The organism is Sutcliffiella sp. FSL R7-0096, from assembly GCF_038595065.1.
GTDB lineage: Bacteria > Bacillota > Bacilli > Bacillales > Bacillaceae_I > Sutcliffiella_A.
Window position 1 is genome coordinate 4037928 of record NZ_CP152003.1, and the last position, 18814, is coordinate 4056741.

Genomic DNA, 18814 nt, shown 5'->3' on the forward strand with positions numbered 1-18814 from the left:
ATTTTCACTTTACAGAATCCTGTCCGATAATTCAAGGATGGCCCACTTATGAAAGCGTATTCTTGCAAAAAATATTTAAATTCGGCTTACTTCCATAAGAAAACGGCTATACGTAGTGTATAACCGTTTTCTTTTTTCCAAATCAACCCTCAATCAGGTTGGTTCCACTTCTTCTTCTTTTTCCTTTTTCGCCACTACTATCCGTATATATTCACGTGGCTTAAATGGCTGGATGACATTCATGTTGCCTTGATTGGAACCGATTAGCACAATAGAGGAATCCTCATTATGGTAATGCTCCGCATAATCCCTTTTTTGCTCCACATTTAACCACCATGCTCCAGCAAATAAAGTAGAAAATATGGATAGGGCAACAGCTGCTTTTCTTTTCACCATATATACCACCACCTATGACTAGCATGGCTAATAATTCGACATTTTATGCAACTGGAAAAAATTTTTTCAGAGCCTTTTTGACTAGTTTCTATCATATTTAATATGCAGGACAAAATCGGTCCATACTAACAAACAGCAAGGATGCAAGCGGTTATGATTTAGTATATAATTTGATTTAGTAATTTTTCTTTACAAATAATTATTCCTTTTACATGTAACAAGGCAGATACCAAACCGGTTAGAGTATAACCTCCTAGGAAAAAATGGTATTTGGCGTTGTTTTCTTATGTTTAGAAGGGAATACTATTATTTATAGAAGAAACAGAGGAGGTTTGTGTCTTGTCACTGATTCATTTAGTGATTTTATCGCCTTTCTTGTTGGCGATTCTTGTGCCTTTTGCGCATAAGTATTTCAAAAGCATACATACAGGGTGGTTTGTTCTCGTATTGCCACTCGTTTTGTTCATTTACTTTCTCCAATTCTTGAGCACCACCATGAGCGGGGAAACGTACACTAGCACCATGAAATGGATTCCTTCCATCGGGATAGATTTTGTCGTTTATCTGGATGGACTGGGACTGCTCTTTGCCCTGTTGATAACAGGTATTGGCGCCTTAGTCGTTCTTTACTCCATTTATTATCTATCTAAAGAGAAAGAAGCGCTTAATACGTTCTATGTTTATCTACTTATGTTCATGGGTGCGATGCTTGGGGTTGTACTTTCGGACAACCTTCTTGTTATGTATTCCTTCTGGGAACTGACAAGTATCTCTTCCTTCCTGTTGATCAGCTATTGGTACCATCGGGAAAAATCTCGTTATGGTGCACTAAAATCTATGTTGATCACAGTGTTTGGTGGACTGGCGATGCTTGCCGGTATTATCCTCCTTTACTTGATCACCGGCACCTTCAGTGTTCGTGAAACCATTGCGAATGTCGATATAGTAACAAGTCATGAGTTTTTTGTTCCTGCACTACTTTTATTTTTACTTGGTGCTTTTACAAAGTCTGCTCAATTTCCTTTCCATATCTGGTTACCGGATGCGATGGAAGCACCGACACCTGTCAGTGCCTACCTACACTCCGCAACCATGGTTAAAGCAGGTATTTACCTTGTAGCACGCATGAGTCCAGTTTTTGCAGGTGCACCTGAATGGTTCTGGCTTGTATCAGGATTCGGTATCGTGACATTATTCTGGGGATCATTCTCTGCCGTAAAGCAAACGGACCTAAAATCAATACTGGCTTTCTCCACTGTCAGTCAGCTGGGATTGATCATGTCCTTACTAGGTGTTGGTAGTGCTGCGGCCTATTATGATTACATTGATGAAAACGCATATACGATCGCAACACTTGCAGCAGTGTTCCACCTTATTAACCATGCAACTTTCAAAGGAAGCCTGTTCATGGTAGTCGGGATTGTCGATCACGAAACTGGCACAAGGGATATCAGAAAGCTCGGCGGTCTGATGAACCTTATGCCCATCACCTTTACCTTAGCCATCATTGGAGCATTTTCCATGGCAGGTTTACCTCCTTTTAACGGATTCCTGAGTAAGGAAATGTTCTTTACCGGTATGTTGCAGGCAACAGAGATCAGCTCATGGAATATGGAAACGCTCGGTATGATCTTCCCTGTTCTTGCTTGGGTGGCCAGTGTGTTCACGTTCATCTACAGCATGGTCCTAGTTTTCAAAACTTTTACAGGGAAGTATCAACCTGAAAAACTTGATAAGAAACCGCATGAAGCACCGATTGGGATGTTGATTCCTCCAATCATACTAGCTTCTTTGGTTGTCATTTTCGGTTTCTTCCCGATGTTATTAAAAGGTGTGATAGAACCTGCCCTGTATTCCATCCTTCCATCCAATGTTCTTTCGGTGGAAGTGAAGATTTACCACTGGCATGGGTTCAATACCGAATTGTTTATGACGATAGGGGTTATCCTTGTCGGTGTTCTACTATATTTAACGGTGGCAAAATGGGGGAAGATTTACGAGTGGTTCCCACAAAGACTTACCCTCAACAAACTGTATGATGGTGGACTTGTGGCACTGGACCGTGGTTCTTCCGCATTTACAAAGTCACATATGACAGGCTTCATCCGTGATTATCTTGTCATGATCTTCGCATTTATGGTTATCCTTTTAGGGCTAGTATTGTTCTCCACAGGAGCATTTAATGTCAACTTGACAAATGTGGAGGCAGTGGGGATATATGAAGTCATTCTTGCATTGGTAATGGTCGTTTCCGCCATGACCATCCTGTTTACAAAATCCAGGCTTACAGCAATTATTTCTCTTGGTGTGGTCGGATATTCCATGGCATTGTTCTTTGTCCTGTTCCGTGCTCCAGATCTTGCACTCACGCAGTTGATTGTAGAGACCGTGTCAGTGGCATTGTTCCTTCTTTGCTTCTACCACTTGCCAGAGTTGTCAAAAGAAATTGGAAAATTACGTTTCCGTTTGACGAACTTCATTATTTCGGTAAGTGTTGGACTAATTGTCATCTTTATCGGATTATCCGTAAATAGTTCACGACTGTTCGAATCCATTTCGAGCTATTTTGAAGCGGCATCCTATGAAGAGGCCGGTGGAAAGAACATGGTTAACGTAATTCTTGTCGACTTCCGAGGATTAGATACCCTATTTGAGATTGCGGTTCTGACTATCGCTGCCTTCGGTATCTATGCCATGATCAAGTTGCGCCTGACCGATAAGAAGGGAGGGGTAAAAGGTGAAAGTTAATGATTTAATCTTACAGACTGTTACCACCCTTTTATCTTTCATCATCATTATTTTCTCTGTGTACCTCTTCTTTGCCGGGCACTATACTCCCGGCGGAGGTTTTATCGGGGGATTGATGACTTCCGCAGCACTTGTACTATTATTGCTTGCGTTTGATATAAAAACGATCAATACCATTTTCCCGTTCAATTTCATGACGGTTGCGGCAGCTGGCCTGTTGATTTCCGTCCTTACTGGAGTCGGGGCGTTGTTCTTTGATGTACCATACTTGACACATACGTTTGACTATGTGGAATTGCCGATTCTCGGTGAAACGGCCCTTGCATCCACATTGATTTTTGATTTAGGTGTTTATCTAGTTGTTGTCGGTGTTGCGATGACCATTATTCAAACGATAGGAGAGAGTGAATAATGGAAATAATTATGACGATTGTAGCTGGTGTGCTTATCGCCACCGCTACTTACTTAATATTATCTAAGAGTATTCTACGTATCATTGTTGGAACAGGTCTCCTCGCACACGGTGCCCATCTTCTGCTCCTGACGATGGGCGGCTTGAAGAGAGGGATGGCACCATTGCTTGGTCAAGAAGCGGAAGCTTATACAGATCCGCTTCCACAGGCATTAATATTGACAGCCATTGTTATCAGCTTCGGGGTGACCTCCTTCTTCCTGGTTCTCGCGTACAGAGCATATCAGGAGCTGAAGACAGACGATATGGATAAATTAAGGGGAAATGAAAATCATGAATAACTTAGTTATAATACCGATACTGATCCCTTTAATTGCAGCTACACTTTTATTATTGATACCAAAGAAGATAAAGCTTCAGAAAGTGATTAGTGTCATCAGTTTAACACTTACTACCATAGCCTCTATTGTGCTTGTACATGTGGTCTATACAGAGGGAATTCAGACATTGGAGGTTGGAAGCTGGCGCCCTCCATTTGGAATCGTATTGGTTGCAGATATGTTTGCATCGCTTCTTGTATTGACAGGCGTCATCGTCAGCTTCACATGTGTACTGTTTGCCTTTCGTTCTATCGGAAAGGATCGCGAAAACTTTTACTACTATGCGTTTACCCAGTTCCTCATTGCAGGGGTAATGGGAGCATTTTTGACAGGTGACCTATTCAACCTGTTCGTATTCTTTGAAGTTTTCCTAATGGCCTCTTACGTGCTGATTGTTATCGGCGGCACAAAAGTACAATTGCGAGAATCCTTGAAGTATGTACTGGTCAATGTAATCTCATCTGCCCTCTTCGTTATAGCCTTGGCCTATTTATACGGGTTGGTTGGAACATTGAATATGGCAGACGTCTCTAATAAAATTGCCCAAGCTGGTCAACAGGATATTCTTACTGTAGTGGCTATCCTGTTCCTAGTTGTGTTCGGTTTAAAGGGTGGGATTTTCCCATTATACTTTTGGTTACCTGGATCCTACCAGGCACCTCCATATGCCGTAACGGCCTTGTTTGGAGCATTGTTAACTAAAGTTGGAATCTATGCCATCTATCGCACATTCAGTCTCATTTTCTATCATGAGCCTCAAATTACCCATCAAATCATTGCGGTACTCGCAGGTATCACCATCCTGATCGGGGCAATCGGTGCGATCGCTTACTGGGATGTTAAGAAAATCTTGATTTATAACATTGTTACTGCAGTGGGTGTCATCATTTACGGTGTTGCCATCGCTACTGAAACTGGTTATGCCGGTGGAATCTATTATCTTGTTCACGATATGGTAATCAAAGGGGCCTTGTTCCTGTTGGCAGGTGCCATGTTCACCATCACTGGTACAGATAACATCAAGAAGATGGGCGGCCTGATTAAACGCCATCCATTGCTTGGTTGGATGTTCTTTGCAGCATGTCTGGCTTTAGCCGGAATCCCGCCACTAAGTGGCTTTGTTGGAAAAGTGCTATTGGTTCAAGGTGGTCTTGAAACAGGCCATTATATGTTTGTAGGGGTCATGCTTTTATCCAGCTTGCTGGTACTGTATTCTGTTATGAAGATATTCATGAATTGCTTCTTTAGAGAAGAGGTTTTAACAGCGGAAGAAGAAAAAGGTTCCACGAAAGGCTTGATATATCCAAGCGTCGTACTTATCGCCATTTCTGCATTTCTCGGTTTAGGGGCAGAATTCATATATCCATATATATATGAGGCGGCAGAAACATTGATGGACCCATCCATCTATATCCAAGCAGTTTTAAAGGAGTAGTTTCTCATGGCTTTTCAAATATTAATTAACTTAATCATTGCATTCAGCTGGATGTTTCTGAAGAACGAATGGGCCTTTGCTGACTTTTTTGTAGGGTATTTCTGGGGGCTCGTTATCATTTTCACCATGCGACGCTTCATTCCCGGACGCTTCTATTTTGAAAGGATTTTAGCTGCAGGTAAACTGCTATTCCTTTTCTTAAGGGAGCTGGTATTAGCAAATGTCCAAGTGATTCGTGACATCCTTCGTCCAAAACTTAAGATAGAACCCGGCATTTTCGCCATGCCTACGGAACTTGAGAGTGAATGGGAGATCACTCTACTCTCCCTTCTCATCAGCTTGACTCCGGGGACGCTGGTCATGGATGTTTCAGATGACAATAAAGTCCTTTATATCCATGCCATGAACATTCCTGATTCAGACCAGGCAGTAGCTGAAATTAAGAACACCTTTGAAAAAGCGATCATGGAGGTGACCAGATAACATGTTAGAGTTTGAGAGTGCATTTGATGCCTTGTTGGCCATCAGCTTATTCATTATATCAGTCTCGACCTTGGGACTCGTTTATCGTGTTATTAAAGGTCCCTCTGTTCCTGACAGAGTCATGGCACTTGATTCGATTGGAATCAATTTGATTGCCATTACAGCGATCACATCCATCATTTTAAGAACCGACGCTTTCCTAGAAGTCATTCTTTTAATTGGGGTCATTGCATTTGTAGGTACAGTCGCATTTTCCAAGTTTCTGCAAAAAGGAGAGATAATCGAGTATGACAGAGACAATTAGTATTTTTATCGGTGTTGTCGTCCTGCTAGGTTCTCTTCTAAGCTTAGTAACGACCATCGGGCTAATCAGGCTTCCGGATGTTTATTGCCGCAGTCACGCAGCCTCCAAGAGCGCCACACTGGGCGTGTTATTCATATTGATTGCAGCACTGTTGCATTTTTGGTTTGAAGATGGCTATTTCAGTGCGAGATTGGTCCTTGGAATCATATTCGTCTTCGTAACTGCTCCCGTGGCAGGTCATCTTATTACACGCGCGGCCTATTATACAGATGTGCCTTTATGGGAAAATTCCGTACAGGATGATTTGAAAACAAAAGAAAAACCGGAAACGGTTCGTGAAATGAAAAACAGCTGACGGAGTAAAATCCGTCAGCTGTTTTTTTGATGTTATGGCCCCAGTAGATTGAAAAGTGCTAGTTGTTAGCCTAATTAGGTAGATAGCGGCAGGTGAGCCCCCACGAGCATTGTGAGGAGGCTCCATCACCGCCTAGCGGAAAGCGGACACCTGAAATGCAAAACTACAGGAGTTATATAGACATCGAATATCTATAAAGACGCCTTCAAAATGGAGACCACATCATCATGGGATAACGACTTGAAATTACCAACTGCTCCGTGTGACATGACGTGCACCGCCATTTTATCAATATTCTTAGCATCAATGTCATAGTCTGCTAAGCGAGTCGGTGCTCCCAGACTAGTCCAGAACTCGCGAAGTCTTCGGATACCTTCAAGGGCAACTTCCCTGTCTGAAGAACCTTTATCCTGTACACCGAATACCCGGACAGCAAGCTGCTTGAAGCGTTCTACATTCGCATCCAAGACATGTTCCATCCAATTCGGGAATAGAATAGCCAATCCACCTGCATGCGGAATATCGTAAATTGCCGAAACCGCATGCTCAATGCCATGTGTCGCCCAATCGCCACGATAGCCCATCTGTAGCATACCATTCAGTGCAATCGTCCCATTGTAAAGGATCGTTTCGCGATGCTCATAGCTTTCCAGGTTTTCTAACAATTGAGGAGCCGTTTCCATCACGGTGGTCAAAACAGCCTCACACATGCGATCTTGAAGTGGTGTGTTGCTTGTTTGATGGAAGTATTGTTCCAGCACATGAGACATCATGTCGACAATCCCATATACCGTATGATCTTTTGGCACAGTGAAGGTATTCACTGGATCAAGGATAGAGAATTTAGGGAATGTCACAGGGCTTCCCCAACCATATTTTTCATTTGTTTCCCAATTTGTGATGACTGATCCTGCATTCATCTCAGATCCTGTTGCAGCAAGTGTCAACACGGTACCGAAAGGCAAGGCTTCTGTCGCAATATGCTTTTTAAGAACAATATCCCATACATCGCCATCATACTTAGCACCAGCAGCGATTGCTTTTGTACAATCAATGACACTTCCGCCTCCAACCGCCAACAGAAAATCGATGTTATTTCCCTTGCAAAGTTCGATTCCTTTTCTCACAGTGGATAACCTTGGATTCGGCTCTACTCCTGCTAGCTCGGTTACTGTTGCACCCGCTTTATGTAAAGTATTCACCACATCGTCATAAAGTCCACTTCTCTTGATGCTTCCGCCACCATATACAAGAAGCACGTTCTTACCGTATGCCTCCATTTCCTGTGGCAACGTTTCAAGTTGCCCTTTCCCAAAAATCAACTTTGTTGGATTATAGAATGTAAAATTGTCCATTTTCTATTACCTCCCTTTTGCATCGATTATGGATTATTTTTTTGTTGCTTGCAAAGAATTAGCTTAGTTCACGTTAGTATCCTTATATCATGCTTCCTTAAAATTTTTTTAACAATGAATAATTTTTGCTTTGTAACAAAATATATGGAGGAAAGCACTTATATTCTCAAGGAGGGAATGTTATGAGCACTATACAACGTATTGCGTTAGTACTAACTATTGTTGGAGCTATTAACTGGGGATTAATTGGTTTCTTCCAATTTGATCTTGTAGCAGCTATATTCGGCGGCCAAAGCGCAGCTTTATCCCGCATTATCTACGGCCTTGTAGGAATTGCGGGTCTTATCAACCTTGGACTTCTTTTCGTGCCATCTGAACAGCATGAAAGAGAAGTGGAACCAAGAACAACTCGATAAGGAACAGGGAAACCGCCTCTAACAGAGGTGGTTTTCATTTTTTTAGCAAAATTGTGGCGCAGATGAGTGGATTGTTACTTTTCTGAGATTGATTGTAACTAATTTGCTGGGCATTGTAACTAATTCCGCTTTGATTGTGACTTTTTCATGGGTTATTGTGATAATTCGGCAATCGAAAGAATTGGACGTTTCACCAATAACCGATCAAAAAAATCTTAGTTGTTTGATTATTCACCGCTGTTCCTTTCCGCAAATGGCTTCGCTTTCCGCGGGACGGCGTTTGAGCCTCCTCGCTTCGTTGCGGGGTCTCAACCTACCGTTACTCCCCGCTGGAGTCTCCGCCATTTGCTTCAACCCACAGCTAGAAATTACGTTAAGAATTGTAATGCTTTTACAAATAACTCGTGTAGACGCCTTTTCATAAACCCTTAGGTTCATGAAGTCAACAGTATATTATCTACCTCCTAATCATCATAAAAAAGGCTCTTTTCGTAAACTTTGTTGCTTTTACGTACTTATAAAATAACCGTTATATCCGCTATTGTCGTGCTCTTTTCCCTGCAGTACTAATTTTATTACTGCATTTTTTAAAGCTTCTAATCATTAAAAAGTCCAATTGCCGACTTTTTTCTAGAGAATAGCAACAATCTTTGAGAAAAGAGCCAAAAAAAAGACACCCTGCACAGGATGTCTTTAGTTAAGAAGATTACTTCTTAATTAGGTCGTTACGGTTGGATTGCTCAATCCACTCTTCTAATTTGTCTTTTAATGTGTTGAATCCGCCTGGTGCTGCTTCTGTGTGGTTTTTCACTACAGTTGCTTGACGCTTTTTAGGCTTTCTTGGTGCTGCTGCTGGAGCTTCAGCAGGAGCTTCTTGAGTCGCTTTGATGGACAAGCTGATTTTGTTGGACTTTTCGTCCACAGATAGAACCTTTACTTGAACTTCATCGCCCATTTTTAAATGTTCGTTAACATCTTTCACATAACCGTGAGTAATTTCGGAAATATGAACCAAACCTTGCGTTTCTTCGTCAAGCGCAACGAACGCTCCATAAGGTTGGATACCTGTAACTTTACCTGTTAAAACACTACCAATTTCGAATTTATCAGACATGAAAACACTCCTAAATAGTTTAATTTTTATACACATTGAACGCAATAAAAGATTATACCACATATCCGCTATTTAATCAAAAATACTTTTTTCTATAAACATGTCACATCTATTATTTGTGCTTTTTACCGTTTATATCCCATTTAGGAAAAAATAAACCTTCTTTTTAGAAGTGACAGAAAAAGTAAAAATATGTTCAAACTTTATTGTATTTAATCATGGTATGATAATAGTAAGAAAATGCTTACATTGGAGGTTATTAGGATGAGAAAAATCGGGGAAAACATCCGCTTTTACAGGGAGCGTGCACAACTTACCGCCGCTGAGCTTGCGTTAAAGATCCGAGTTGGTACAGGTACGATTGAAAAATATGAGGCAGGGCTTCAAAATCCTGACATGCAGACGATCCTCAAAATCTCAACTGTTTTGGACGTTCCAGCTTCTGAGCTATTGGAATCCGTCACTTCCACAAGTAATTCAACAGGGGTAGATCCGGAGCTTGAACAATTGATTGAAGAAGTAGGGGTAAAAAGAGCAAAATTAATCCTGCGCAAAGCCAAAGAATATACCGACGAAGACTTTCTCAATGTAATGCAAGTGTTGTACGAAAAAAAATATAGCGCTCAATAAAAAGAATTTCCTAAATTAGGTTTTAAAAATAAAAATCATGGGAATACATATACCATCAAGGCTTTCTAGTATTCCCCCTTTTGTTAGGACCAAATCCACCATGGATTTGGTCCTCTTTTTTATCTAGGCTTTGTTAAAGCAAGTTGTGGAATATGACCTGTTTCTAGCTGGTGATTGGAGCAAAAGGCATAGACTCCAGCGGGAGAGTACCGACAATCTTAAAACCCCGCAGTCAATAGAGGAGGCTCAAGGTCGCCCCGCGGAAAGCGAAGCCCTATTGCGAAAATCAACAGCGACGTTTAACAGAGCCTTTATCTAAGCTTTACTATCATCATCTGAACTGCTTTACAAACCGCTCCATCCTTTTAATAGCTTCTTGCAACTGCTCAAGCGAGGATGCGTAAGAACATCTAACATATCCCTCACCCGACTCACCAAATACATCCCCTGGGACCACTGCCACTTTCTCCTCCAATAAGAGCCTCTCCGCAAATTCCTGGGAGCTAAGACCCGTGGGTTTTATAGACGGAAAGGCATAAAAGGCTCCTCCTGGGTTATGACAAGGCAATCCTATTTCATTAAGCGAAGCAACAAAATAGTTTCGGCGTCTTCTATAGCTCTTTTTCATCGCTTCAATATCCTGTCGGCCGTTTTTCAGCGCTTCTATTGCACCATACTGTGCCATGGTGGAGGCACACATCATGGCATACTGATGAATTTTCAGCATCGCTTCTATAATATCTGTCGGCCCAGCCACAAACCCCAATCTCCAGCCTGTCATCGCAAAACCTTTTGAAAAGCCGGAAATCAGAATGGTTCTGTCTTTCATATTGGGCAAGGTTGGAAAGCTTGTAAACTTTTCATCAAAAGAAAGCTCTGCGTAAATTTCATCGGACAATACAAGCAGGTCATGCTTCTCTACCAATCGGCTTACTTGGATAAGTTCATCCCTAGTTAGCATAGTACCTGTCGGGTTATTTGGGAAACAAAGAAGAATCGCCTTTGTTCTTTCCGTAATGGCAGCTTCCAGGTCATCAAAATTGATGCTGAACCCTCTTTCCGCGTCCGCCCCTACTCTGACTGCTCTTCCGCCTACCAGTTCAATCAAGGGGGCATAGGAAACGAAGCTCGGTTCAATTACAATCACTTCATCTCCGGGGTCAACGATTGCCCGGATGGAAAGATCCAGCGCCTGACTGGCTCCGACTGTCACGATAATGTCATTTGCTGCGCTATATTCGACTTCAAACTCCTGAGCCAAATAGCGGCTGATTTCCTGCCGAAGTTCCATCAAACCAGCATTAGCCGTGTAGGAGGTATGACCGTTATGCAGGGATGCTATGCATGCTTCCCTGACTCCCCAGGATGTAACAAAGTCGGGTTCCCCCACTCCAAGGGAAATGACTCCTTCCATATTTGCCGCCAAATCGAAAAAGCGGCGAATACCGGAAGGCTGAAGTTTTTGTACATGATCTGCTACTCTGTTTCTCATGGGGACACCACTATGCGGCGGTCATCTTCTCCCTGATCAAAAATGGTCCCGTCATGTTTGTATTTTTTCATGATGAAGTGGGTGGTCGTGGAAATCACAGAATCCAGGGTTGACAGCTTTTCTGAAACAAAGTTGGCTACTTGTGAGAGCGATTTGCCTTCCACTACCACAGATAAATCATAAGCCCCAGACATGAGATACACAGATTTCACCTCTGGAAATCTATAGATGTTCTTTGCAATTTCATCAAAGCCAACTTCGCGCTTTGGGGTCACTTTCACATCAATCATGGCCGTCACACCCTCGAAATTGTCGACCTTGCGCCAGTCAATGACGGCACCGTATTCCACAATGATTCGTTGCTCCTCAAGCTGCTGTAGAATCTTCTCCGTTTCTGATTCGGACAGTTCTACCATTTTTGATAGGACATCTATCTCCATTCTTCCGTTTTCTTCAATGATTTGTAGCAAGTCCAATTCTTTTTCTGTTAATTGCATACGCTTCCTGACAACTCCTTCATTTTAAACATTGACTCATTATAGCAAAAATTTAACCAAATAGTATTACGATTATTTTACAAGAACACATTCTAAAAAATACACAGGTTTGAAATGGCAAGGAGAGGATAAAATACCTATAACAAATAAAAATAAGGAGGATAAGATCAAGGATGAAAACAAATCAATTCACTGCCAACATAGCTGGAATCAATGTATTTTATGAATTTCATCATGACTCTCATTCTCCGTTTGCCAATAAACCCACCCTAGTACTCATTCATGGATTTCTTTCATCTTCTTTCAGCTTTCGCAGGTTAATTCCATTACTTACGAAGGAATATACGGTATTGGCCATAGATCTCCCGCCATTCGGGAAAAGCGAAAAATCAAAGAAGTTTGTTTACTCTTATGAGAATATGGCCAAAGTGGTCATCGCTCTTTTAGAAAAGCTTGGAGTCAATCGTACAGTACTTGTTGGTCATTCCATGGGCGGCCAGATTTCCTTGAATATCAGCCATCAAAAACCAGAGCTTGTAGAAAAGGTCGTATTGCTTTGCAGTTCCGGGTACTTGAATAGAATGCACCGTTCCATCATCTACTCATCGAGAATTCCCTACTTCTACTTATGGTTAAAATATCGGCTGGTAAGACAGGGACCCATAAAAAACTTGTTAAATGTCGTATATGACCATTCCTTAATAGATGATGAGATGATTGCAGGCTATACAGAGCCATTTTATGATGATCAAATTTTTGTCGCGTTAACGAGAATGATCCGTGATCGGGAAGGCGACTTGGCAGCAGAGATATTAAGGCAGATTGAAACACCGAGTCTTTTGATATGGGGAGAAGAGGACAAAGTGGTACCGGTTGAAATCGGGCGGCGCCTTCATAAAGACTTACCAAACTCAAGTTTAATTACTTATAAAAAGACCGGACACCTTTTACCTGAGGAAAAGCCACAACACGTTCATGACAACATTCTCGACTTTTTGCAGACATCCCCATAAAACGGATAGGAAAAAAAAGAGAAAAGCTCGCGACAGCTTTTCTCTTTTCGTGTTAAAGCTTTCTTTCATGGCATTTTTGCCTAAGAAGCTCGTTATAAGGCTCTTTTCTTTTCAGAGTGTTGGTATTCAAAGTAAAAAGTCGGCAATTGGACTTTTTACTGCTTACATACTATAAAATATACATGTAGTATTTTTAGTACAGCAGGGAAAAGAACACGACAGTAATCAATATAACAGTCGATTTATAAATACGAAAAAGCAACAAAGTCTTTCGAAAAAAGTCTATTATAAAGTACAAGAATCCTCTGAATTTTTTATAACCATAAGCTCAACAGCCTTCTCTTTACATTTGGAAAGAGGAATGAATTCCTCAAAGGAAAACTCATAGATATCCTGAATCTTTTTCGCCAACTTATTAATATCTTCGAGTTCATGTACCGCTTGCACCACATCGACACATTCCGTATCATAAGCGTCAACACCATACCCTAGCGGGTCCCATTGCAATAGGTTTTCCATCAACCTGACATTTACACTTGCTTTTATCATGGAAAAATCACCTTGCTTTCAAAAACTATTACTGCCTATTATACCTTGTTTCATTTAGATTGTTTAGTGTGGGAAAAGAATACTTTATGGAGGAGTAGACTACATATGAAAACGTATAATTTCGATGAACAAATAAACAGAAAAGATACATCAAGTGTAAAATGGGATGAAACGGTTCGCATTTTCGGTAGAGGGGATGTGTTACCAATGTGGGTGGCGGATATGGACTTTCAGGCGCCTATTGAAGTCACCCAGGCAATAATAGAAAAGGCCAAACACGGTATTTTTGGCTATACCACCATCTCCCCCTCTGTGGACGATGCAGTTAAAAGCTGGTTTCTAAACCGGCACGGATGGGACTTAAACAACGGATGGTTCACTTATATTTCAGGTGTGGTGCCGGCACTGAGCGCTACGATTCAAGCATTTTCAGATCCAGGCGATAAGATTATCCTCTTTTCTCCTGTCTATTATCCGTTTTACGATATGATCGTTCATAATGAACGAAAGGTTCTTACTAGCCCCATGCCATATAAGAATGGCCGCTACCATATGGATTTGGAGCACTTTGAGTCCCAGCTTGATGGTACGGTAAAAATGTTGCTTTTGTGCAACCCCCATAACCCTGGTGGAACGGTTTGGACACAGGAAGAGCTTAAACAACTTGGTGAAATTTGCGTAAAGCATGGCATAATCGTAGTAGCCGATGAAATACATGCAGACCTCGTTTTAAAAGGGAATAGATATACCCCTTTTGCTTCCATATCAGAAGAAATCGCCTTGCAGACCATCACCTGTATCGCACCTACTAAAACCTTTAACATCGCAGGTTTACAGGCATCCGTCATGGTAACTCCAAATCAAACCATGCGGGAAAAGTTGCAATTTTTTATAAAAAGACAAGGGCACTTCACCTTAAACATTTTCGGCATTTCAGCCATGGAAGCTGCTTATCGCCATGGAGGGCAATGGTTGGAAGAAGTGATGGAGTATATTGAGGAAAACATGGATATCGCCGTTTCATTCATTCAAAAAGAAATTCCGGAAGTTTTCGCGGTTAAACCCGAGGGAACATATTTACTCTGGATCGATTGCAGGAAACTGGGGTTGGGGGATGAGGAATTGACACGACGCCTCCTTCATAAAGGAAAGCTTGCCCTCGACTCCGGAAAAAAGTTTGGGAAAGAAGCGGATGGTTTCGTACGTATGAATGTAGCCTGTACGAGATCAACCTTGCAGGAAGGCCTAGAGCGTCTGAAAAAGGCCCTTCTATAAAAATGAGAGGTAGCTAAGATCTCGTAGCCACTTTCAGAAATCAACAGTGGTGTATAAGTGAACCATGAATTTACTAAAAAAAATAAGGGTTATGCACATCTCTGCCGCATAGCCCGTTTATTAATTGTATAAGTGCTCCGTATTATTCAAAGATATAATTTGTAATCCATCATCATTTTTCCTTACTATATGCATACCTGTATCTCCAGTAGCGAACTTCACCTCGGTAGGTACAGGCAACTGCAATATGGCCCGTAACAGATTGGATATTGTGCCACCGTGCGATACAATAGCAATGCGGACAACTGCGGAACTTTCCGATAAGATCTTCGATAAAGCCATTTCCACCCGCATCCGGAACTCAATTTCTGATTCTCCATTTTGAATCCTTTCATGTGGCTTTCTCCCACCAGGTGGTAATGGATACTTTGTCGCTGCGACTTCCCTTGGAAGCCCTGCTAATACACCATTATTGAATTCCATTAAATTTGGCTCCTTCATTAGCATACACCCAACTTCTTCCGCTAATATTGTTGCCGTTTCAGATGCCCTTTTTAACGGACTCGTCCAAATAATATCCGGAGGACAATGTTCATTCAACCGACATGCCAACCTTTTTGCCTGTTCCCTTCCCAGGTCTGTCAATGGATAGTCCGCTCTCCCCTCATGAACATGGAGGATATCCGCTTCCGACTGACCATGTCGTATTAATAGTATCTCCAAAGATGCAACCCCCTCATTTATCTATAAATTTAAAATTATCTCAAAAGTACAAACTATGTCAATATGATTACGAATATTTCTAAAATAATACAATGTTTTTTTACCATCCATAATAAAGAGGCTATCCAACATCCGTTGGACAGCCCCTACTCCAAAAGCCTATTCTATTCCTTTTCTTCTTCATCCACAGGTTCTTCTACGACTTTCCCTTTTTCCGCAACTTCCTTCGTAATTGCTCCACATGCGATTCTCTCACCTGAGTCCCCCGCAGGTTGTGTCATCCCATCATCCAAGCTTTCTGTTATGATTATCGCTGTTCCGTCTTTACCGAACAGAGAGGTCTTGCCATCTTCCAACGTTGCCTGAGGGGCCATCAGTTCAGCTATTACGGTCCCATCATCATCCACGATAATATTCGGGAGATCTCCAACATGCGCTCCTTCAGGGTGCATCAGCCCATGCTGCTTGTCATCTGGATTAAAGTGATTACCAGCTGTCTTAAAGTCCGGCGCATCACATACTCCTTTTTCATGTATATGAACCCCATGTTCCCCAGGTGGCAACCCTTCTAGATTCAACTTGATCATGACACCATCAGGCTCTTCGGAAACTTTGGCTACTCCAAGGCTATCACCAGTTGCATTGAAGATTTCCACATCAAGTCCGGTGATCTCCTTCTCTAAGCACCCTGCCAGCATAAGGCAGGTAAAGATGCTCATTAAAGATATGGTTTTGGAAAATCTCATGTGCTCATACTCCTCCATATGTTCGTTTTTCTAAAGTTTTTCCGAAAGTGGGAGGGAATATGTTATTTAGAAGGATATTGTTGATTTCACAAACTCTTATGGAGGGAATCGACAGCGGTCGTCAACGATAGCCAAAACAAAAAGGCTCACCAGCCAATATTGGCAAGCAAGCCTTAACATAAACAAAAAGCTCAATCTTCAATTACCTTGTCTCTTCTCAGCTGTTCTTCAAGTGCCTTCGCCTTCTGGCTTTCTCTTTTGGAAATTTTCAATATATATCGAAAAACGAATATGGCTGCTATGAAGAAAATCGCGAACGTGATACCAGCGGGAATATATTCTGTTTTATCTTCAGGAAAATATAAAAACAGTTGTAGCATAAAGGATGTAAGCATCGTATCCACACGACCTTTCGCATGTTATGAACCTGTCCATTATAACAAAAGTTCATGGAACAGACCAATCCTAACGACCGATTCCTTATTTTACTACAGTTATTTTTTCAATAAGAACATCCTCCACAGGCTTGTCCGCTTCCCCTGTCTCAACTGTTGCGATGGCATCCACTACATCCATACCTTCCACTACTTGTCCGAACACAGTATGGCGGAAGTCCAGGAAAGGCGTCCCTCCATGTTCCTCATACAATTCAATTACTTCCTCAGGATAACCTGACTTGATCATGGATTCCATCATATCCTCTGCCACTTCATCTGCATGTACGATGAAGAACTGGCTGCCGTTCGTGTTTGCACCTGAATTTGCCATGGAAAGAGCACCTTTGAAATGAAGCATTTCACGACTAAACTCATCTTCAAAAGGTTGTCCCCAAATGCTCTCTCCACCTCTGCCTGTTCCTTCCGGATCACCGCCTTGTATCATGAAATCTTCGATGACTCGGTGGAAAATCAACCCATCATAATAACCGTTTTCTGCATGCGTGATGAAATTTTCCACTGCTTTGGGAGCAGCATCAGGATATAGGTTTATAACAATTTTCCCTTCCGTAGTCTCCATTTCTACTGTACGAATCGTTTCACTTGTGTTTGTGAATTGTTGGAACTCGCCAACCTCTACTTCTTCACTAGCTTGTTCTTCATTGGTTTCATCTGGTTGTTGCTCATTGCTGGCATTATTTCCGCTTCCTGCATTATCTTCATTTGTACTTGTTCCGCAACCTGCTACAATAAGAAGTAGCGCAATCATCATTATGATAATCTTTTTCACAAATTTCACACTCCACTATTTTATTTGCTTTAACAAGATATTACTAAATATAACAAAAAAAATCATCAATAAAAGAAGAAAGGGGTCTAATGATGGAGGAAATTAAGATTGGAACCACCGTTACTGGGATTTATAAGACTGGAAAATATATTGGGGAGGTGACGGATATCCGCCCCATGCATTATTTAGTCAAAATCAAATCAGTATTGAAACACCCCCGGCAAGGTGATCTTCATGCACCAAAAGAAGTGGATGTTCCGCTCTTTCATGAGCGCCGTGCCTTGGCCTTTCATGAACAAACAAACATACCAAAGAACATGGTAAAACCATACGCAGGAGAAGTCATAGACTACAAAGAGTCACTTAAGATGGCTATAGAAGCAGCCACAGAGGCTTTAAACGAAGATGACAGCCTGTGGGCCAAAAAAAGCCTCGAAAACTTCTCAACATTAAAAAAAGACTATAAGCTTTCCTGATAGCAAACTAAAAGCCAAATCTCCTTTATTAGGGATTTGGCTTTTTATAGAGCGTATTTATTCATTATTTTAGAGAGATCGATACGATCCCCGATCGTAGTCGGTTCCGGCTTTTGCAGATAGCGCTTATCCTTTTCCACCAGTCGAAAAATATTATAAGTCGTTAAGGCATCGTCCAATGCTCGATGATGTTTTCCGGTTCCTTCCTTACCGTATTCCTGTACAGCTTTCCATAACCCAGTCTGATTTTGGTCACCGAAAAATTTTTTATACTCCATGGAAAGGTCTACGTGCTTACAAGATAACGGGAAGGAAACACCATGATATTTGCAGTTATTCTTCAGAACTTTCATATCCATATTCCCCCACGTGACAACCGTTCCTCTTTCCTGTGCCTTGTAGGAGTTCAAAACCTCTATCAGATCTGTGAAATATGCTCCACCCTGTACATCATTTTGACTGATATGCAAGAAAGACTTACATCTATTTGTCAACGTCGGAAATGCTTTGGGACGAATATAGTTAGAAAATTGGTCGATTATCTTATCCTTTTCCACCACCACAATTCCCGCTTCGATGATTTCCGGAAAAAAGTTCTTAGGGTAATTTCTGTTCTCCGGCATGGTAAATTCAAAGTCGATAAATAAGTATATAGGGGTTTGCTTCATCGTTCCCCACCTTCCACCTGTTTAATTTTCAGAATTTTATTACTATATTATATCATGGTGAATAATACTTTTAGCACGTAAATTTCCCGATTTTTGAAAAATACAGCCTGTTCAGTTGAT

The 18814-nt window shown here is 41.5% G+C and carries 23 protein-coding genes; 12 read left to right on the plus strand and 11 right to left on the minus strand.

Going from position 1 to position 18814, the window contains the following annotated elements; translation table 11 throughout:
- Positions 1-153 precede the first annotated feature (153 nt).
- Positions 154-396: a hypothetical protein gene (locus tag MKY77_RS20750; RefSeq protein ID WP_339147540.1), complete on the minus strand. Its 243-nt coding sequence runs from the start codon at positions 394-396 to the stop codon at positions 154-156.
- Positions 397-735: 339 nt separating this feature from the next.
- On the opposite strand from MKY77_RS20750, the gene MKY77_RS20755 reads away from it, so the two are divergent.
- From MKY77_RS20755 to mnhG, 7 genes are read left to right on the plus strand one after another with little or no spacing between them, the layout of a single operon-like run.
- Positions 736-3144, plus strand: coding sequence for a Na+/H+ antiporter subunit A (locus MKY77_RS20755; protein ID WP_339147541.1), 2409 nt, complete (start codon positions 736-738; stop codon positions 3142-3144).
- On the plus strand, positions 3134-3556 hold the full coding sequence (locus tag MKY77_RS20760) for a Na(+)/H(+) antiporter subunit B (protein WP_339147542.1): 423 nt from the start codon (positions 3134-3136) through the stop codon (positions 3554-3556). The genes MKY77_RS20755 and MKY77_RS20760 overlap by 11 nt, the downstream gene beginning before the upstream one ends.
- On the plus strand, positions 3556-3897 hold the full coding sequence (locus tag MKY77_RS20765) for a Na(+)/H(+) antiporter subunit C (RefSeq protein WP_064098756.1): 342 nt from the start codon (positions 3556-3558) through the stop codon (positions 3895-3897). Before MKY77_RS20760 ends, MKY77_RS20765 begins: the two co-directional genes overlap by 1 nt.
- On the plus strand, positions 3890-5371 hold the full coding sequence (locus MKY77_RS20770) for a Na+/H+ antiporter subunit D (protein WP_339147543.1): 1482 nt from the start codon (positions 3890-3892) through the stop codon (positions 5369-5371). Before MKY77_RS20765 ends, MKY77_RS20770 begins: the two co-directional genes overlap by 8 nt.
- Before the next feature lie 6 nt (positions 5372-5377).
- On the plus strand, positions 5378-5854 hold the full coding sequence (locus MKY77_RS20775; RefSeq protein WP_339147544.1) for a Na+/H+ antiporter subunit E: 477 nt from the start codon (positions 5378-5380) through the stop codon (positions 5852-5854).
- 1 nt (position 5855) lies between these two features.
- A complete protein-coding gene (locus MKY77_RS20780; protein WP_339147545.1) occupies positions 5856-6158 on the plus strand; it encodes a Na(+)/H(+) antiporter subunit F1 in 303 nt (100 codons plus the stop codon).
- Positions 6142-6513: a monovalent cation/H(+) antiporter subunit G gene (mnhG, locus tag MKY77_RS20785; protein ID WP_237663224.1), complete on the plus strand. Its 372-nt coding sequence runs from the start codon at positions 6142-6144 to the stop codon at positions 6511-6513. Before MKY77_RS20780 ends, mnhG begins: the two co-directional genes overlap by 17 nt.
- Before the next feature lie 191 nt (positions 6514-6704).
- Here the strand turns inward: mnhG and MKY77_RS20790 are convergent, their stop codons facing one another.
- Positions 6705-7868, minus strand: a complete 1164-nt coding sequence (locus MKY77_RS20790; protein WP_339147546.1) for an iron-containing alcohol dehydrogenase — start codon at positions 7866-7868, stop codon at positions 6705-6707.
- Between the two features lie 182 nt (positions 7869-8050).
- Here MKY77_RS20790 and MKY77_RS20795 point away from each other — a divergent pair, with 182 nt between their 5' ends.
- Entirely contained in the window at positions 8051-8284 is a 234-nt protein-coding gene (locus tag MKY77_RS20795; RefSeq protein ID WP_064098762.1) for a DUF378 domain-containing protein, read from the plus strand.
- Between the two features lie 706 nt (positions 8285-8990).
- Here the strand turns inward: MKY77_RS20795 and yugI are convergent.
- A complete protein-coding gene (yugI, locus tag MKY77_RS20800; RefSeq protein WP_010196422.1) occupies positions 8991-9398 on the minus strand; it encodes a S1 domain-containing post-transcriptional regulator GSP13 in 408 nt (135 codons plus the stop codon).
- Positions 9399-9662: 264 nt separating this feature from the next.
- Here yugI and MKY77_RS20805 point away from each other — a divergent pair, with 264 nt between their 5' ends.
- The gene (locus MKY77_RS20805; RefSeq protein ID WP_339147547.1) at positions 9663-10028 is read left to right on the plus strand and encodes a helix-turn-helix transcriptional regulator; all 366 of its coding nucleotides are present in this window, start codon (positions 9663-9665) and stop codon (positions 10026-10028) included.
- Between the two features lie 331 nt (positions 10029-10359).
- Here MKY77_RS20805 and MKY77_RS20810 read toward each other — a convergent pair whose 3' ends face one another.
- Together MKY77_RS20810 and MKY77_RS20815 are read right to left on the minus strand one after the other, a co-directional pair.
- The gene (locus tag MKY77_RS20810; protein ID WP_339147548.1) at positions 10360-11520 is read right to left on the minus strand and encodes an aminotransferase; all 1161 of its coding nucleotides are present in this window, start codon (positions 11518-11520) and stop codon (positions 10360-10362) included.
- Positions 11517-12017 (minus strand): Lrp/AsnC family transcriptional regulator, encoded by a 501-nt coding sequence (locus tag MKY77_RS20815; RefSeq protein ID WP_339147549.1) that lies wholly within the window; start codon positions 12015-12017, stop codon positions 11517-11519. The genes MKY77_RS20810 and MKY77_RS20815 overlap by 4 nt, the downstream gene beginning before the upstream one ends.
- A gap of 173 nt (positions 12018-12190) precedes the next feature.
- On the opposite strand from MKY77_RS20815, the gene MKY77_RS20820 reads away from it, so the two are divergent.
- Positions 12191-13030, plus strand: coding sequence for an alpha/beta hydrolase (locus tag MKY77_RS20820; protein WP_339147550.1), 840 nt, complete (start codon positions 12191-12193; stop codon positions 13028-13030).
- A gap of 285 nt (positions 13031-13315) precedes the next feature.
- Here MKY77_RS20820 and MKY77_RS20825 read toward each other — a convergent pair whose 3' ends face one another.
- Positions 13316-13579, minus strand: a complete 264-nt coding sequence (locus tag MKY77_RS20825) for a DUF1871 family protein (protein WP_339147551.1) — start codon at positions 13577-13579, stop codon at positions 13316-13318.
- A 105-nt stretch (positions 13580-13684) separates the two neighbouring features.
- On the opposite strand from MKY77_RS20825, the gene MKY77_RS20830 reads away from it, so the two are divergent.
- Positions 13685-14854, plus strand: coding sequence for a MalY/PatB family protein (locus tag MKY77_RS20830; RefSeq protein WP_339147552.1), 1170 nt, complete (start codon positions 13685-13687; stop codon positions 14852-14854).
- A 120-nt stretch (positions 14855-14974) separates the two neighbouring features.
- Here the strand turns inward: MKY77_RS20830 and MKY77_RS20835 are convergent, their stop codons facing one another.
- From MKY77_RS20835 to MKY77_RS20850, 4 genes are all read right to left on the minus strand, one after another.
- Positions 14975-15577 carry a histidine phosphatase family protein gene (locus MKY77_RS20835; RefSeq protein ID WP_339147553.1) on the minus strand — a complete coding sequence of 201 codons (603 nt, stop codon included), beginning with the start codon at positions 15575-15577 and terminating at the stop codon, positions 14975-14977.
- A 164-nt stretch (positions 15578-15741) separates the two neighbouring features.
- Complete coding sequence (locus tag MKY77_RS20840) at positions 15742-16323, minus strand: superoxide dismutase family protein (RefSeq protein WP_339147554.1); 582 nt, start codon at positions 16321-16323, stop codon at positions 15742-15744.
- 191 nt (positions 16324-16514) lie between these two features.
- Positions 16515-16718 carry a hypothetical protein gene (locus tag MKY77_RS20845; RefSeq protein ID WP_237663214.1) on the minus strand — a complete coding sequence of 68 codons (204 nt, stop codon included), beginning with the start codon at positions 16716-16718 and terminating at the stop codon, positions 16515-16517.
- Positions 16719-16803: 85 nt separating this feature from the next.
- Positions 16804-17550, minus strand: a complete 747-nt coding sequence (locus tag MKY77_RS20850) for a peptidylprolyl isomerase (protein WP_339147555.1) — start codon at positions 17548-17550, stop codon at positions 16804-16806.
- Between the two features lie 89 nt (positions 17551-17639).
- Between MKY77_RS20850 and MKY77_RS20855 the strand changes: the two genes are divergently transcribed.
- Positions 17640-18026, plus strand: a complete 387-nt coding sequence (locus MKY77_RS20855) for a kinase-associated lipoprotein B (protein WP_339147556.1) — start codon at positions 17640-17642, stop codon at positions 18024-18026.
- 44 nt (positions 18027-18070) lie between these two features.
- Here MKY77_RS20855 and kapD read toward each other — a convergent pair whose 3' ends face one another.
- Positions 18071-18694 (minus strand): 3'-5' exonuclease KapD, encoded by a 624-nt coding sequence (gene kapD / locus MKY77_RS20860; RefSeq protein WP_339147557.1) that lies wholly within the window; start codon positions 18692-18694, stop codon positions 18071-18073.
- Positions 18695-18814 lie beyond the last annotated feature (120 nt).